Annotated in this window: 13 protein-coding genes; 8 read left to right on the top strand and 5 right to left on the bottom strand. The window is 67.3% G+C overall.

Features of this window, described 5'->3' with window-relative positions; genetic code table 11:
- Positions 1-32 precede the first annotated feature (32 nt).
- From V3388_RS10140 to V3388_RS10125, 4 genes are all read right to left on the bottom strand, one after another.
- Complete coding sequence (locus V3388_RS10140; protein WP_336367432.1) at positions 33-860, bottom strand: uroporphyrinogen-III synthase; 828 nt, start codon at positions 858-860, stop codon at positions 33-35.
- Positions 841-1,782, bottom strand: coding sequence for a hydroxymethylbilane synthase (gene hemC / locus V3388_RS10135; RefSeq protein WP_336367431.1), 942 nt, complete (start codon positions 1,780-1,782; stop codon positions 841-843). Before hemC ends, V3388_RS10140 begins: the two co-directional genes overlap by 20 nt.
- 66 nt (positions 1,783-1,848) lie before the next feature.
- Complete coding sequence (locus tag V3388_RS10130; RefSeq protein WP_336367430.1) at positions 1,849-2,613, bottom strand: LytR/AlgR family response regulator transcription factor; 765 nt, start codon at positions 2,611-2,613, stop codon at positions 1,849-1,851.
- On the bottom strand, positions 2,610-3,743 hold the full coding sequence (locus V3388_RS10125; RefSeq protein WP_336367429.1) for a sensor histidine kinase: 1,134 nt from the start codon (positions 3,741-3,743) through the stop codon (positions 2,610-2,612). Before V3388_RS10125 ends, V3388_RS10130 begins: the two co-directional genes overlap by 4 nt.
- Before the next feature lie 79 nt (positions 3,744-3,822).
- On the opposite strand from V3388_RS10125, the gene argH reads away from it, so the two are divergent.
- A complete protein-coding gene (argH, locus tag V3388_RS10120) occupies positions 3,823-5,232 on the top strand; it encodes an argininosuccinate lyase (protein WP_336367428.1) in 1,410 nt (469 codons plus the stop codon).
- A gap of 51 nt (positions 5,233-5,283) precedes the next feature.
- On the opposite strand, the gene V3388_RS10115 is transcribed toward argH, so the two are convergent.
- A complete protein-coding gene (locus tag V3388_RS10115; protein WP_336367427.1) occupies positions 5,284-7,725 on the bottom strand; it encodes an EAL domain-containing protein in 2,442 nt (813 codons plus the stop codon).
- A 133-nt stretch (positions 7,726-7,858) separates the two neighbouring features.
- Between V3388_RS10115 and V3388_RS10110 the strand changes: the two genes are divergently transcribed.
- The 7 genes from V3388_RS10110 (at position 7,859) to V3388_RS10080 (ending at position 16,347) form a co-directional block, all read left to right on the top strand.
- Positions 7,859-10,714 carry a class I adenylate cyclase gene (locus tag V3388_RS10110; RefSeq protein ID WP_336367426.1) on the top strand — a complete coding sequence of 952 codons (2,856 nt, stop codon included), beginning with the start codon at positions 7,859-7,861 and terminating at the stop codon, positions 10,712-10,714.
- Between the two features lie 63 nt (positions 10,715-10,777).
- Positions 10,778-10,942 (top strand): LPS translocon maturation chaperone LptM, encoded by a 165-nt coding sequence (gene lptM / locus V3388_RS10105; protein WP_336367425.1) that lies wholly within the window; start codon positions 10,778-10,780, stop codon positions 10,940-10,942.
- 72 nt (positions 10,943-11,014) lie between these two features.
- Positions 11,015-12,265, top strand: a complete 1,251-nt coding sequence (gene lysA, locus V3388_RS10100; protein ID WP_336367424.1) for a diaminopimelate decarboxylase — start codon at positions 11,015-11,017, stop codon at positions 12,263-12,265.
- Between the two features lie 74 nt (positions 12,266-12,339).
- Positions 12,340-13,206, top strand: a complete 867-nt coding sequence (gene dapF / locus V3388_RS10095; RefSeq protein WP_336367926.1) for a diaminopimelate epimerase — start codon at positions 12,340-12,342, stop codon at positions 13,204-13,206.
- Positions 13,207-13,222: 16 nt separating this feature from the next.
- Positions 13,223-13,975, top strand: coding sequence for a DUF484 family protein (locus V3388_RS10090; RefSeq protein WP_336367423.1), 753 nt, complete (start codon positions 13,223-13,225; stop codon positions 13,973-13,975).
- Positions 13,976-13,985: 10 nt separating this feature from the next.
- The gene (xerC, locus tag V3388_RS10085) at positions 13,986-14,921 is read left to right on the top strand and encodes a tyrosine recombinase XerC (protein WP_336367422.1); all 936 of its coding nucleotides are present in this window, start codon (positions 13,986-13,988) and stop codon (positions 14,919-14,921) included.
- 13 nt (positions 14,922-14,934) lie between these two features.
- Positions 14,935-16,347 (top strand): diguanylate cyclase, encoded by a 1,413-nt coding sequence (locus V3388_RS10080; protein WP_336367421.1) that lies wholly within the window; start codon positions 14,935-14,937, stop codon positions 16,345-16,347.
- The last annotated feature ends 3 nt before the right edge of the window (positions 16,348-16,350 follow it).

Raw genomic sequence — 16,350 nt, 5'->3', positions numbered from 1 at the left:
GGGCGTTGTCCGGGGGAATCCGCTCCGGTGTCTCAGCGCTGCGGTGAAAGCTCGGCGGCCACCGCGGCCACAATATCCCCGTCGGCCATGCCGGCTGGGAGTCTCGATCGGGCAAAGCCGGCAGCCCGGGCGCTTCGGGCCACGCGTTCCGCCGGCACAATCATCAAACTATCGTATAGATTATGGCCGCCGTTCGCACCCTGTGCATTGACGGCGCCGCCCGGCCGGTTGGCCACCAGGGCCGCCAACTGGTCGATGGTTTCCCCGGAGAGCGCGACGATGGCCTCTGGGGCAAACTCGTCCAGCGCTGCCCGCAGCGTGGGTTCATCGGGAGTGGCGGGCTGCCGTCGGTACAAGGGGAGCGCGGTCACCCGGGCGCCCCGGCGTTCCAGCGTGTCGCGGATCAGTTCCCGGCCGTGTTCACCCCGGGCGATCAGCACGGATTGCCCCTGGACGTGGCGCAGGGAAGGCAGCGTGAGCAGGGCCTCGCTGGTCCAGCCGTCTGCGGGCCGGCGCACGGACAAGCCATGGCTGGCGAGAACCCGGGCGGTGCCGGCGCCCACTGCGTACCAGCGCAGCCCGGTGGGTAGCTGCGGCCACCAGGTGTCCAGGGCCTCCAGCAGCCGTCGGGCGGCATAGGGGCTGACCACAATAATATGGGAAAACCGGTCCAGGTCTAAAAGCAGTGACCGCTGCTCGGGGGTCTCCGGCAGCGGCTCGCGCACGATCAGTGGCAAGGTGCGGATGTGCGCGCCGGCGGCCTCGAAGGCCTGGGCGAGCCGGGACGCCTCCGGTTCCGGCCGGCAGATCAGCACCCGCCGGCCGACCAGGGGGTGGCTCTCAGCGTGGGGTGTGGCCATAGATGTCCGCCAGTACCCGGTCCGCGCCCTGGGCCAGCAGCTGTTCCGCCAGATCCCGCCCGAGTTGTTCGCCGTCCCGGCGGTGGGCCCGGCCTTCGGCCCGGAAAATTTCCCGGCCGTCCACCGAGCCGACCAGCCCGCGAAGCCAAAGGGTGTCGTTGTCTTCCAGCAGCGCGTAGGCGGCGATGGGCACCTGGCAGCCGCCTTCCAGCCGGCGGTTCAGGGCCCGCTCGGCGCGGACCCGGTCGGCGGTATCGGGGTGATCCAGCGGCGCCAGCAGATCCCGCAGTTCCCGGTCGTCCAGACGGCATTCGATGCCCAGGGCGCCCTGGCCAACGGCGGGCAGGGACAGCGTATCGGGCATGCAGTTGCGGATGCGGGCTTCAAAACCCAGCCGCTTGAGGCCGGAACTGGCCAGTATGATGGCGTCGTAGTCGCCGGCGTCGAGCTTGGCCAGGCGGGTATTGACGTTGCCTCGCAGCACGTTGATGACCAGGTCCGGGCGGTGGGCCCGCAGCTGGGACTCCCGGCGCAGGCTGGCGGTGCCGACCACGGCGCCCCGGGGCAGGTCGTCGACCGAAGCGTAGTGATTGCTTACAAAGGCGTCGGTGGGGTCTTCCCGTTCGCAGATGGCTACCAGCCCGAGGCCTTCGGGAAACGCCATGGGCACGTCCTTCATGGAGTGCACGGCCAGGTCGGCGCGTCCGTCAAGCATGGCCTCTTCCAGTTCCTTCACGAACAGTCCCTTACCGCCGATCTTGGCCAACGGGACGTCCAGGATCTTGTCGCCCTGGGTCTTGATGACCACCAGTTCCACGCCGATATGGTCGTGCAGGCGTTCCAGCTCCGAGCGGATGTGTTCCGCCTGCCAAAGGGCCAGGGCGCTGCCCCGGGTAGCGATGCGAAGGGTGCGTTTGGGCATGTCACTCACAGTGGAAATCGGAAATGTTCTGCAAGGGTAACCCGCGCGGGCAAAAATGTCCCGCCGTCAGCCCGGCCGGTGTGTCTGCAGCCACTGGCGCACATCGGCCGCATGACGGCGGCTGACGGGCAGGGGCGTGCCGTCGTGGGTCAGCCGGACCTGGTGCTGACCTTCCCGCGTTCGTTCCAGGGCCCGCAGGAACCGGACGCCCACCAGGGTGTTCCGGTGAATTCGCAGCAAATGGTCGGGGTAGGCCGCTTCGAGCTCTTTCAGCGTGAAGTCGCACACCGTCTCACCCGCGGTGTGGTAGAGCGTGACGTACTTCTGGTCCGCCTCGCAGTAGCGCAGCTCCGCCAGCGGGATCAGCTCGGTGCCGCGGTGGGTTCGCACCGCAAGCTGGTCGGCTGGGGCCGGCGTCGCCGCGGTCGCCAGCGCCTGCTGCTGAACCCGGTTGACCCGGCCGATACGGGCGAGGGCGTCGGCCAGTGCTTCCCGCCGCACCGGCTTGAGCAGGTAGCCTGCTGCCTGCACGCCAAAGGCCTGCAAGGCATAGTGATCGTAGGCGGTGCAGAAGAGGATCGCCGGGGGCTGCGGCAGGCGGCTCAGGCGCTGTGCCGCCTCCAGGCCGTCCAGGCCGGGCATGCGGATGTCCAGTAGAAGAATGTCTGGTGCCTGCTCGGCGACCTGCTGAAGGGTCTGGTCGCCGTCCGCCGCTTCGCCGCAAACCCGGTAGCCGGACAGTTCCCCCAGCAGCCGGCGCAGGCGTTCCCGGGCCAGCGGTTCGTCATCGGCAATCAGTACGGTCAGCTCGGATCGGACTGGCTGGGTCATGGCGTCTGTCCGTTGCGGGTCATGGATTCCGTGGGCGCTGCCCGGGATGGCTCCAGCTGGTCCCGGACGCTGCGGCGCGGCAGGCGCAGGGTCACGGTGTACACGTCATCATGCTGGCTGTGTTTCAGCACCGCCGGTTCGCCGAACAACGCCTGCACCCGGGACTGCACGTTGGCGATGGCTACCCGGTTGCCCTGGTGGGGGCGATGGTGGGTATCGCGCTGGGGTTCCGGGGCCGGATTCTGCACGATCAGGTACACAAAATCACGGCGCTGGGACACCTCCACGCGCACGGTGCCACCCTGGGGCCGGGGCTGAATGCCGTGGTAGATGGCATTTTCCACCAGCGGTTGCAGGGTCAGCGGCGGAATGGCCTGTTGTTCGAGGCCGGGGCTGATGGTCCACTCCACCGTCAGCCGGTCCCCGAGCCGGAGCGCCTCAATGGCCAGATAGCGCCGGCACAGCGCCAGCTCCCGCTCCAGGGGAATCAGCCGGTCGGTGGTGCGCAAGCTGGCCCGGAACAGCTCGGACAGGTCCAGCACCGCTTCCTCCGCCAGATCCGGGCGGGTGGCAATCAGACTGGCGATGGTGTTCATGCTGTTGAACAGGAAGTGGGGCTGGATGCGGGCCTGCAGTGCCGCCAGGCGCGCGCCCATCTCGGCCTCGCGCTGCTGCTGCCACTGGTGTTGCAGGTAGAAGTAGCGCAGCACCATCAGCACAATCAGCAGGGCCACCAGCAGTTTGCGGGCCACGGTATGCCACACAAATCCCTCGCCGGCGGGGTTCAGCACGCCCTCGGCAAACAGGCTGAAGGCGAGCACGTCCAGCAGCACGATCAGGACCATCACGAGGGTGGCCCGGGGCACGGTCAGCCGGGCCAGCCAGCGGCGTAGCAGGCACAGGACCGCCGCGCTCGTGAGGGTGGTCCACTGCACGAACAGGGACAGCAGGCCGAAGTAATTCCAGTCGATCCAGCCGGTGTCAGCCTGCACCACCGCGAGCACGAGCACCAGCAGTTCGCTGGTGATCAGCAGCAGGAACACGGCGCGGACCCGGCACAGGTCGGGCACGTAGAAATCGTTGCCGGCGGCGGGGGCGTCGTCGTTCAGGGCGGTCTCCTCCAGCGTCACGGCAGTGGTATACTCCCGCCACTGCCCATGAATCCCATGCCCGCAAATGATGCCGGGCCGAGACCAGGAAAGATAGACCATGACCGACCCGAAAACGCCGGATCAGACCACAGCCTCCGAAAAACCCTGGGGCGGCCGCTTCAGTGAGCCGACCGACGCGTTCGTCGAGCGTTTTACCGCCTCCATCGGGTTCGATCAGCGCCTGTATCACCACGACATCACCGGCTCCATTGCCCACGCCACCATGCTGGCAGCGGTCGGCGTGCTGACCGAGGGGGAGCGCGACCAGATCATCGAGGGGCTGCAGAGTGTCAAGGCGGACATCGAGGCGGGCAAACTGGAGTGGTCGGTGAGCCTCGAAGACGTTCACATGAACATCGAGGCCCGGCTGACCGACCGCATCGGCATCACCGGCAAGAAGCTGCACACCGGCCGCAGCCGGAACGACCAGGTGGCCACCGACATCCGCCTGTACCTGCGGGATGAGATCGACGTGATCGCCGAGGAGCTGCGGCGCCTGCAGGCCGGCCTGCTGGACCTGGCGGAGCGTGAAGCGGATACCATCATGCCCGGGTTTACCCACCTGCAGACCGCCCAGCCGGTCACCTTCGGCCACCACCTGCTGGCCTGGTATGAAATGCTGGTGCGGGACGCCGAGCGCCTGCAGGACTGCCGCAAGCGGGTGAACATCATGCCCCTGGGCGCCGCCGCCCTGGCCGGCACCACCTACCCCATCGACCGGGCCATGACCGCTCGCCTGCTGGGTTTTGACCGGCCCTCCGAGAACTCCCTGGATTCCGTATCGGACCGGGATTTCGCCATCGAATTCTGCAGCTTTGCGGCCCTGCTGATGACTCACCTGTCCCGGTTCAGCGAGGAACTGGTGCTGTGGACCTCCGCCCAGTTTGATTTCATCGACCTGCCGGACCGCTTCTGCACCGGCTCGTCCATCATGCCCCAGAAGAAGAACCCGGACGTGCCCGAACTGGTGCGGGGCAAGACCGGACGGGTCAACGGCCACCTGGTCAGCCTGCTGACCCTGATGAAAAGCCAGCCGCTGGCCTACAACAAGGACAACCAGGAAGACAAGGAGCCGCTGTTTGACACGGTGGATACCGTCAAGGGTTGCCTGAAGGCCTACGCCGACATGGTGCCCGCCATCCGGGCCAAGGCCGACAACATGCGGGTGGCGGCCAAGCGCGGTTTTTCCACCGCCACCGATCTGGCGGATTACCTGGTCAAGAAGGGCGTGCCGTTCCGGGATGCCCACGAAATCGTCGGCAAGTCGGTCGCGTTTGGCGTGGCAGAAGGGCGGGATCTGTCGGACATGTCCCTGGACGAACTGCGTCAGTTCTCGGACATGATCGGAGAAGACGTGTTTGACGTGCTGACCCTGGAAGGCTCCGTGCAGGCCCGGGACCACCTGGGCGGTACCGCACCGGATCAGGTCCGGGCGGCGGTCGGCCGGGCCCGGGCGAGCCTGGGCTGACCAGAAAGCCTGCCCTGAAGGCTTGGCCCCCGGATCGCTCTTGGGGCCGGTTCAGCCGCCGATACGGCCGGTGGTGAGGTCCACCGCCGCCGGCGTCAGATCGGACAGCGGCCGGGGCCGGGACAGTCGGAAGCCCTGGCCGAAGTGAATGCCCAGGGCCCGAACCTTGCGCAGGGATTCGTCACTCTCGATAAAGGTGGCCACGGTGTCCTTGCCGGCGGCCTCCGCAATCCGGTGCAGTGCGTCCACCATGACCTGCTGCACCGGATCATCCTCCAGATGGTCCATCATTCGCCGGTCCAGTTTGATCAGATCCACCGGCAGCCGGGCCGCCAACTGATAGCTTTCCACGGACGCGCCGGCGCCATCCAGGGCCACCCGGCAGCCCACCCGGTGCAGGGCATCGCACAGCACCGCCACGTCGTCCGGGTACTGGGTGGCGTGGGCTTCCCGGATTTCCAGCACCATGCAGGCCGGGGCGTAGGGTGAGCGTGCCAGTTCCGCCTCCAGAAAATCCGCAAAACCGTCGTCCAGCACGCTGGCCAGGGACAGGTTGAACCCGCAGTACTTGATGCGGGGCTCCAGCAGCCGGTGTCGCCCCAGCCAGGCCAGGGTCTGGCGGATCACCTGCCGGTCCAGCTTGCGGGCCAGATCGAACCGCTCCGCCACCGGCAGGAACTGGTCCGGATGCAGCGGTGCCTGGCCCTCGTCCCCCGGTATCCGGCACAGGATCTCGATGTGGTCACCCCAGGTGGCGCTGGCCACCGGTTTGAGAGACTGGAACTCCAGGGTCAGGCTGCCGGCATCCAGCGCCGTACGAATCTGCGCGAGGCGCTGGGCGGTTATCGCATCGTCCACGCCTTCGCTCAGGGCCTGCGCGGTGTGAATCCGGTTCCGGCCGGAGCTCTTCGCGGTCTGGCACAGATCGGCGGCCTGGCCGAGCAGGGTCTCCGGATCGGCGGGGGCGTCGGGGTTCAGAATCAGCAGCCCGCCGCTGGCGGTGGTGCCCAGGCTGTGCCCCTGCCACTGGAAGCGGAACTCGCCCACCAGCGTCAGAATGCCGTCGGCAATCTGCCGGGCCTTGGGTTCCGGGCAGTGTTCCATCAGCAGGGCGAAGGTGTCGCCGGATAACCGGGCCAGGGCATCCCGCTGGCGTACCCGGGCGCTGAGATTGCCGGCCAGCTCCCGGAGGTAGCGGTCGCCGGTGCCATTTCCGGCCTGCTCATTGAATCGCTCGAATTCGTCCAGATCCAGATAAAGCAGGCTGACGGCAGTGTCCCGCCGGGGTGCCTGTTCCAGGGCCCGGGCCAGCCGGTCGAGAAACGCTCGCCGGTTCATCAGCCCGGTGACCGGGTCGTGGCGCAGGCGGGCGCCGTCGGTGGCGCTGTGCTGGGGCCGATGATGCATGGGCCGGCCCACCTGCACGGCGCCGATAACCTCGCCGTGGTCCCTGGTCAGCGTCTGGTAGTGAAACTCGTGTACCGGCAGTTCCGACGGCTGGTGAGTCAGCGGCATTTCAATCACAAAACCGCCCCGTTCGAAGGCCCGGTGCCAGAGCCGTTCAATCAGCCGCAGCTCGTTGGGGTGGTTGGCCAGCAACGTCGGGAGCGCATCGCCGGGCCGGGGCCTCTGGCCGAAGGCGCGTTGGAACTCGCGCGCGTAGGCGTCGTTGCAGTACCGCAGGGTCAGTGCGGTATCCACGGCGACCACCAGATCGGCGGTGGCCTGGCCAGTGGCGGCCAGCAGCGCCCGGGCTTCGCCCAGCGCCTGGTTGGCCTGGGCCTGGCCGGAAATGTCCACCAGGGTGCCGGCCAGCCGGGACTGGCCGTTGTCCTGACGCAGCCGCTGACCGCTGATGCGGGCCCGGCGAACGGTCTGGCGGGCGGTCAGCAGGGACACGTCCAGGTGGAATGGCCGACCGGTCCGGATGCAGCGCCGCACCAACGCCCGCAGCCGCAGCTGGCTGCCCTGGCAATAGAACAAGGCCTGCTCCGGCGTCAGGGCCGTGCCCGGCCGGATGTCCAACTGGTGGTAAACGCCGTCGCTCCAGAACAGCTCATTGCGGGCCAGATCCAGTTCCCAAAGGCCAAGGCCAGCGTCGGCCTGCGCGGCGTGCAGCAGGCGGGGGTCCATGGCGCTCGGGTCCCGCACGCTGATGGTGGCCGCCGCGGCCTGGTCGGTGTCGCGAACGCTGTGCTGGAGGGACAGGGTGGCGGTGAAGAAAAATCCCTCCCGATGGCGGAACGTTACCCGCACCGGCTCGCCCGTCGCCAGGCGGTCTCGGTTGGCCGGCATCATCGGATTGTCTTCCCGGGAGGCCAGGATCCGGTACACCGGCTCACCCACAAGCTGGTCCGGCGTGTGGCCCAGCATCGCCTCACAACCGGTGTCGGCGTGCTGGATGATGCCGCCATCGTCCAGGGTGATCAGGGCGCTGGCGTTGGCGCGGCCAGAGCTGTCCGGCCGGTCTCGGCGAATCTGGAGTTCTCTCAAACTGACGGTCTCTTTAACGGAGCTGCGCAGAATCTGGATATCCTGCACATCTTTTATTTTTCTGTCGGTTTTGCCACGATTCGACCATCATACTCAGACTTTTGTCGAAAAGAACCTCTGCGCCGGAGCTACCTTGACCCGCCACGCCGCCATCGCCCTGGACTTTGATGAGGGCATTGATCGCAAGACCCTGCGACGGCTCCGGGACCGGTTTCTGGCGGTCAACCGGGAGCGCTGGGCGCGTGCCCATTCGGCGCTGACCTACCGCCAGCAGACCGTTCTTGAACTCCTGCCCCTGGCCTTTCACCTCAACCATCCCGCGCTGCCCGGTTACCAGGATGTGGCCTGTCCGTTTGGCCTGAGCCAGTACCAGCCGGCGCCGGAAACCCTGAACGCGGCCCGCCGCCTGGCCAGGACGTTCGCCGTGCGGGATCAGGGCGCGCGGGTGCCGGACATCCACGCGCTGTTCCTGATGGGCAGCCCGGGTACGCTCGGGCACTCCGTGGCCAGTGATCTGGACGTGTGGCTGTGCCATCGCCCCGATCTGCCCGAGGATGGCGCCCGGCAACTGGAGCGCAAGGCGGAGCGGCTGTCGGCCTGGGCCCGGGAGTTTGGCGTTGAACTGCACGTGTTTGTTTTCAGCGCCGATGATTGGCGGGCCGGCCGGCAACGGGTGGAGGTGACCGGGGAAAACTGCGGCAGTGCCCAGCACTTTCTGCTGCTGGATGAGTTCTATCGCACCGGCATCCACCTTGCTGGCCGTGTGCCCCTGTGGTGGCTGGTGCCGGCGGAGGACGAACATCGCTACGACGACTGCATCCGCCGTTTGGTGGATTACCGGTTTGTCCGTGCCGACGACTACATCGATTTTGGCCCGGTGCCGTCGGTTCCCCGGGAGGAGTTTCTCGGTGCCGGTGTCTGGCAGTTGTACAAAGGCATTGATGCGCCCTGGAAAGCCATTCTGAAGCTGCTGCTGATCGAATGCTACGCGAGGCGCCCCGAGTGGCCGCTGCTCAGCCTGTCGTTCAAGCAGAGGGTGTTCGGCGGCGAGCTGGACGCTGACGCGCTGGACCCCTACCGAATGCTCTTTGAGCGGCTCGAGCGGTTTCTGGACGGGGACCATGCGACCGACCGGCTGGCGCTCGCCCGCCGAAGCCTGTACCTGAAGTCGGGCCTGCCCCTGAGCCGACTCGAGGGAGACAGCACGGAGGATTGGCGCGCCCGCCTGCTGTCTGGTCTTGTCCGCTGCTGGGGCTGGACCGGCGCCGAGCTGGCCTGGCTCGACGACCGCCGGAGCTGGCGCGCCGAGGATGTGGTCAGCCTTCGCCGGTTGGTGGTCGCCGAATTGACCCACAGCTATCGGCTGCTGTCCCGGATGGCCCGGGAAGCCGGCCAGCAGGCCGCCATCACCGAGCAGGACATGAACCTGCTGGGGCGCAAACTGTATGCGGTGTTCCAGCGCAAGGCTGGAAAGATTGAGCAGATCAATCCGGGGCTGGCGCCGTCTCTGGAAGAGGAAAACCTGTCGTTTCATCACCAGGCCGAGCAGGGCGTGGCCGGCGATGGCTGGCTGCTGTACCGGGATCTGGAAGATCCGTCCGACGCTTTCTGGAAGCCGGTTATACGGCGCTCGGGCAACCTCAGTGAGCTGGTGCTCTGGGCCTATTTCAATGGCCTGCTGACCCGGGCCACCCGGCTGAACGTACGGGCCGGGCCCGGCAGCGCATCGGTGACCGAGCTGCGTGAAATGCTGGCGGCGCTGACCGGGTTCCTGCCGTTGCCGGTCCGGCCCGCCACCCGGGAGGCGCTGTCCCGGGGCGTCAGGCCCCTGCGGCATTTGCTGATGGTGAACGTGGGGGTGGATCCGCAAGCACACCTGACGGACCGCGGGTTGCACCGGCTCAGCGCCCGCCACGACTCCCTCGGCTTCAGTGGTCTCCGGGAGAACCTGGTGCTGAGTATTGATCAGGTCACACTGAACAGCTGGCGGGAAGTCAGCATCCAGCACTACGCCGCCGGCGACACCGTCATTCAGTGCCTCAACCACATCCTGGCAAGCACCGCCTGGAGCGGCGGGCGGGTTCCGGAAGTGCACCTGTTCAGCGTCAGCCGTGGCCACGGCAACGCCATCGCCCGCCGCCTTCAGACCTTGTTCGACGACCTGCTAGGGCGTTTCTTTGCCGGCGACAACGGCCCCCATCCCCTGCGCTACGTGATTGAAATGGAGCGACGTTACTTCCTGCTCCAGTTTCAGCATCGAGAGCCCGGCGTGCAGAGCTTCAATGACAAACCGGCCCTGCTGGCTGCGCTGGCGGCTCCCCAGGACGACTACCGGCCGGTGGTGTTTGACCGCCACGCCCTGGAAGAAGAGCCGATGCTACGAGCGGTCTGTGAGGCCACCGGCTCGGGCTCGGTTCAGGTGTTTTTTCGTCCCGGCCCGGACCGGTGCGATCTGTGGGTGGTGGATGAGCAGGGCTCGGTGCTGACCCTGGGGCCGGTGGCCCAGGCGCCCCGGTATGTGCTGCTGCCGCTGCTGCGATTTCTGGACAACCTGCTGGAGCGTCGTTTATTACGCCAGCCGGATATCGGCCGAGCCGCCGGCGAGGTGGCCTTTGCGGAGCTGGTCAACCAGGACGGCCGCTGGGTGGCCCAGCCCCGGCGTACGCCGGATGCCGGCTTGCCGCTGCCAGGGCTGGAGGTGCAGGCGGTTGGTGTGCGCCTGCCCGATGACCGGATGGCGTTCAACCTGTACTGCGGGGATCAGGAATTTACCGTGGAGGAGTATGGCGAGCGGGTGATCCCGGCCGTCGCGCATTACCTGGGCAGCCGCCGCCGGGGCGGCGAGAGCTATCCGGTGTACCTCACCGACCTGCACCTGCCCCACGATCTGGACGCCGGCCTGTACCAGCCGGATATCCAGACCTGCCAGTACCTGCAGTATCGCCAGCAGATCGAGAAAGCCCTGACCGACCACCTTCCCGCCCCGTGATCTCGCTCGTAAGGCCGGGTGTCGGGTATACTTCGCGGCAAACGACCTTACGAAGAGGCGCTCATGCGAATTCAGAGCATTACGGTTGTCGCCGTGTTTCTGCTGCTGGCCGGCTGCGGCCAGAAGGGCCCGCTGTACCGCGACACGACACCGGCGCCGGTGGCAGACACCGTGCAGCCCGTGGACACCGGTACCGCCGACAGCCGCCGGGATCCGCCCGGCCAGTGACCGGTTTGGTCACCCCGGATCATCCGCGCCTCTGACGACCCAGACCGCGCCCCAGGACGCATCAGGACACCCATGGATCACTTTACCTATCGAAACGGCGAGCTTTACGCCGAAGACGTGCCCGTTCGCTCGCTGGCCGAGCAGTACGGCACCCCCGCGTACGTCTATTCCCGCGCCACCCTTGAGCGCCATTTCCGGGCCTACGATGAGGCCCTGGAAGGCCGCCCCCACCTGGTGTGCTACGCGGTCAAGGCCAACAGCAATCTGGCGGTGCTGGACGTGCTGGCCCGGCTGGGTGCCGGTTTTGACATTGTCTCCGCGGGCGAGCTCGAACGGGTGCTCCGGGCCGGCGGTGACCCGGCCCGGGTAGTGTTCTCCGGCGTCGGTAAGCAGGCCTGGGAAATGCGCCGGGCCCTGGAAGCGGGCGTGCGCTGCTTTAACGTTGAGTCCGAAACCGAGCTGGACCGCCTGAATCAGGTGGCCGGGGAACTGGGCGTGCGCGCGCCGGTGTCGCTGCGGGTCAACCCGGACGTGGACGCCGGCACCCACCCGTACATTTCCACCGGTCTTAAAGAAAACAAGTTCGGCATCGATATCGCCGACGCGCCCCGGGTCTACGCCCGGGCCGCCGCTCTGCCCAACCTGGACGTGCAGGGCGTGGATTGCCACATCGGCTCCCAGCTGACCTCGGTGGCGCCGTTCCTTGACGCCCTGGACCGGGTGCTGGCGCTGATTGACCGCCTGGCCGCCGACGGCATCAGCATTCGTCACCTGGACCTGGGGGGCGGCCTCGGCGTCACCTACCATCAGGAAACCCCGCCGGCGCCCTCCGAGTACGCGGCGGCGGTGATCGACCGGCTCGGTGACCGGAAACTGGAGCTGGTGCTGGAGCCGGGCCGCTCCATCGCCGCTAACGCCGGCATCCTGGTGACCCGGGTGGAGTTCCTCAAGTGCACCGAACACCGGAACTTCGCCATCATAGACGCGGCCATGAACGACCTGATCCGGCCGGCCCTGTACGGTGCCTGGCAGGCCATTATCCCGGTGGCGCCCAGGGATGACGTGGACGAAAAGGCCTGGGACCTGGTGGGCCCGGTGTGTGAGACCGGCGACTTCCTGGGCAAGGACCGCAAGCTGCGCCTGGCCCCCGGCGACCTGCTCGCCGTGCGTTCCGCCGGCGCTTACGGGTTTGTCATGGCGTCCAACTACAACACCCGCAACCGGCCCCCGGAGCTGATGGTGGACGGTGACCGGGTGCACCTGGTCCGCCGCCGGGAAACCCTCGACGATCAGCTCGGTCTCGAGCACCGGTTGCCGTCATGAGCGGGCCGTCAGAGCATCGTGATGAGGGGCAGGGCAACCGCCGCAGCCAGGGCCCCAGCCTACGGTTCACCAAGATGCACGGGTTGGGCAACGACTTTGTGGTGATCGACGCCATCAGCCAGCCGTTCCGACTGCGCCCGGAGATGATCCGCGAGCTGGCGGACCGTCACTTCGGCATCGGTTTCGACCAGTTGCTGGTGGTGGAGCCGCCGGGGCTGCCGGACGTGGATTTCCGCTATCGCATTTTCAACGCCGACGGCTCCGAGGTGGAGCAGTGTGGCAACGGCGCTCGCTGTTTCGCCCGGTTTGTCCGGGATCAGCGTCTGACCAACAAGCGGGTGATCCGGGTCCAGACTGCCAAGGGCGTGATTGAGCTGCGGGTCAACAAGGACGGCTCGGTGCGGGTCAACATGGGGGTGCCGGAACTCAATCCGCCGGCCATCCCGTTTGCCGCCGACCGCCGCAAGGATGTGTATACCGTGGACGTGGCTGGGCAGACGGTTGAGCTTACGGCGGTTTCCATGGGCAACCCCCACGGTGTTCTGGTGGTGGATGATGTCGACACCGCGCCGGTGTCGACCCTCGGGCCACAGTTGGAACGCCACCCCCGGTTCCCGGCGCGGGCCAACATCGGATTCCTGCAGGTCATCGATCGGGGCCACGCCCGGCTTCGGGTGTTCGAGCGGGGTTCCGGCGAAACCCTGGCCTGCGGCAGCGGCGCCTGCGCTGCGGTGGTGGCCGGCCAGCTCCGGGGCCTGCTGGACAGCCGGGTGGAGATGGAGCTGCGGGGCGGTCGCCTGGTCATCGAATGGCCCGGTGAAGGGGCGCCTGTTATGATGGAAGGGCCAGCGGCCACGGTGTTCGAGGGCCAGCTGCGGCTGCCCGGCGAGGCGCCGTCCCGGCGTCGCCGGAATGGCCGGTCAACAAGAACACGATCCTGACGATCGGGAGATCCCCATGACAGATTCAGCGGCCCGCCAGAAGGCCGACGCGCTATCCCCGGAACTGGTTGCCGACTACCTGCGGCAGCACCCGGATTTCTTCCTGGAGCAGGACGAGCTGCTGCGGAGCCTTACCCTGCCCCACGACAGCGGCCGGGCGATCTCCCTGGTGGAACGGCAGGTGCACCTGTTCCGGGAGCAGCGGGATACGCTCCGTCACGAGCTGACGGAGCTGTTGTCCATCGCCCGTCACAACGACCGGCTGTTTGAAAAGAGCAAACGCCTGTTGCTGCACGTGATCGAGGCCCGCAACCTGACCGAGATGGCGGCCGCCATTGACGACAGTATCCGCTCCGATTTTGGCCTGGACGCGGCCAGCGTGCTGCTGTTTGCCGAGCCTGCCGTCGCCGGTCGATCTCCGGTCGAAGGTGCACTGCACGTGGTCGCGCCCGAGCAGGCCCGAGAACGGCTCGGCTCGCTGCTGGACGGCGAGCGCGCCGTCTGCGGGCAGTTCCGGGAAGCCGAACGGACCTTCCTGTTTCCAGACCGGGACGCGCCCATCGCCTCCGTAGCGCTGGTGCCGCTGCGGCATCAGCAGCTGGTCGGCGTGTTCGCCGTGGGCAGTTGCCAGCCCGGGTATTTCGACCAGAGCATGGGCTCGCTGTTTCTGACCTACATCAGCGACACCCTGAGCCGTCTGCTCCCGCCCATGGTGCAGCGCCACCTGAGCGCCAGCCCGGTTGCCGACATGGCGCTGGAGTCCCGATAGGGTGGGGGATTTGCATCGGCTCCGCGAACCGCCGTCGGCGCTGGCGCAGCCGGTGAAGGCGTTCATTCACTACCTCGCCTCCGAGAAGCGGCACTCTCCCCGTACCTGCGACAGCTACCAGCGAGACCTGTGCCGGCTGGCGGGCTGGTTGGGGGAGTCCGGTGTGGCCGGCTGGGCCGATGTCCAGACCCAGACGCTGCGTCGCTACGTGGCGACCCTGGCCCGGGAAGGCCTGAATGGCCGCAGCATTGCACGCCACCTCTCGGCCATCCGTCGCTTCTTCGATTATCAACTTCGGGAAAAGGCCGTCACTGACAACCCGGCGGTCGGCCTGAAGGCCCCCAAGAGCGGCCGCCGCCTGCCCGGTGTGGCCGATGTGGACCAGCTCGCCCGCCTGCTGGACGCCGCGCCCGAAGACCCCCTCGAGATCCGCGACCTGGCCATGTTCGAACTGATGTACTCCTCCGGCCTGCGGCTGGCGGAACTGGTGGGCCTGGATCTGCCGGCCCTGGACCTCCGGGGCGCGGAAGTCCGGGTGCTGGGTAAAGGCGGCCGTGAGCGCCTGTTGCCGGTGGGCAGCCGCGCCCGGCAGGCCCTTGAACAGTGGTTGTCGGTGCGCCCGTCGCTGGCCGATGACGGCCAGCCGGCGGTGTTTGTCAGCCGGCGGGGCGATCGCCTGAGCCGCCGCAGCGTTCAGGCCCGCCTGACTCGTTGGGGCCTGTGCCAGTGCGCTGACCAGAAGCTCCATCCCCACCTGCTGCGGCATTCGTTTGCAAGCCACCTGCTGGAGTCCAGCGGCGACCTGAGGGCGGTCCAGGAACTGCTCGGTCACGCGGACATTGCCACCACCCAGGTCTATACTCACCTGGACTTCCAGCATCTGGCGCGGGTATACGACCAGAGCCATCCCCGGGCGAAGCGAGGCGCACGCCGGGCCGACACCTAAGGAAGAGCAGTCCATGGCAACCGACTCGTCCTGGAAGGACAAATACCTCCAAGAGCTGGACGACGCCGAGCGTCGCCAGCAGCAGTGGCAAGCCGAACGCAACACCCTGGAGCGCATGCTGGTCCGTACCAGCCTGGCGTCCGAAGGCCAGAGCCCGACCCTGGACAGCTTGCTGGAGCGGCTCAGGGACGATCTTCGCAAACGCCGGTGGAACGTCGATAGCTGGCGCGAACTTCAGGATCAGATCGACCGGGAGATCACCCGCCTGGACCAGGCGCCGGCGGCAACGCGGCTCGCCCCGGAAGCCTCGCCGGTGGACAGCCCCGCCGCCCGCGCGCCGTCTCCTGATCTCAACCTGGATGACCGCAATGATCGCTTGCGTATCGCCCGCCGGGTGGGCCAGCTTCTGGGCCAGATGCTGGCTCAGGTTACCCTGGAGCCGGAAGCCGAGGCCCGGGCGCGAAGCCTGCAGGCGTCGCTGCTGTCCAGCGACAACTGGGAGGAGCTGCGGGAAGGCCTGAACCACGTTGCCGATCTGGTGATTGCCGCCATTACCCTGAGTAAACGGGAGTTTGAGGCATTTCTGCGGCGCCTTGACGAGCGGCTGGACACCCTGCGGGCCCACTGCCGGGCCCAGGCGGACGCCCACAGTGACCGGCAGACCGCCACCGACGCCCTGGACAAGGGGCTCCGGCTGGAGTTGGAAGGCGTCGGCCAGTCCCTTCGGGATGCCGACGACCTCGACAGCCTCAAGTCATCGGTCAGCGGCCATCTGAACGCCATCGTGGCCGCCCTGGATCGCTTCCGGGCGGAGGACGCCACGAGGGAAAAGCATCTGAGCGAGCAACTGGCGGCCATGCAGGAAAAGGTGGCGGCGATGGAGGCCAATTCCGAGCAGATGCGCGAACAGGTGCGCCGCGAGCGGATGCGGGCCATGACCGATCTGCTGACCCAGTTGCCGAACCGGGAGGCGTGGCAGGAGCGTCTGGCGTTTGAGTACAACCGCTGGCAGCGCTACGGCCACCCACTCAGTGTGGGTGTGCTCGACATCGACCATTTCAAACGGGTGAATGATTCTTTTGGCCATAAGGCCGGAGACCGGGTGCTGCAACTGGTGGCCCGGGAGCTTCGGGAGCGGCTGAGGTCCACCGATTTTATTGCCCGCTACGGCGGCGAGGAGTTTGTCCTGCTGTTTCCCGAGACCCCGGTGGCGGAGGCCGGCCAGGTGCTGGATGCGGTGCGGGAGCATATCCTCGGTCTGCCGTTCCATTTTGGCGGCCAACCGGTGCAAATTACCGTATCCGCCGGTGTGGCTGGCCTGGTGGACGGCGACGCCGAGGATGCCGCCTTCGACCGGGCCGACCGGGCGCTCTATCAGGCCAAGGACGACGGCCGCAACCGGGTCGTGATTGAGCGGGGCGCCTGAGTG

The sequence above is a fragment of the Marinobacter sp. C2H3 genome, from assembly GCF_037080155.1.
Lineage (GTDB): Bacteria > Pseudomonadota > Gammaproteobacteria > Pseudomonadales > Oleiphilaceae > Marinobacter.
This window is presented reverse-complemented; position numbering and strand designations above follow the sequence as displayed.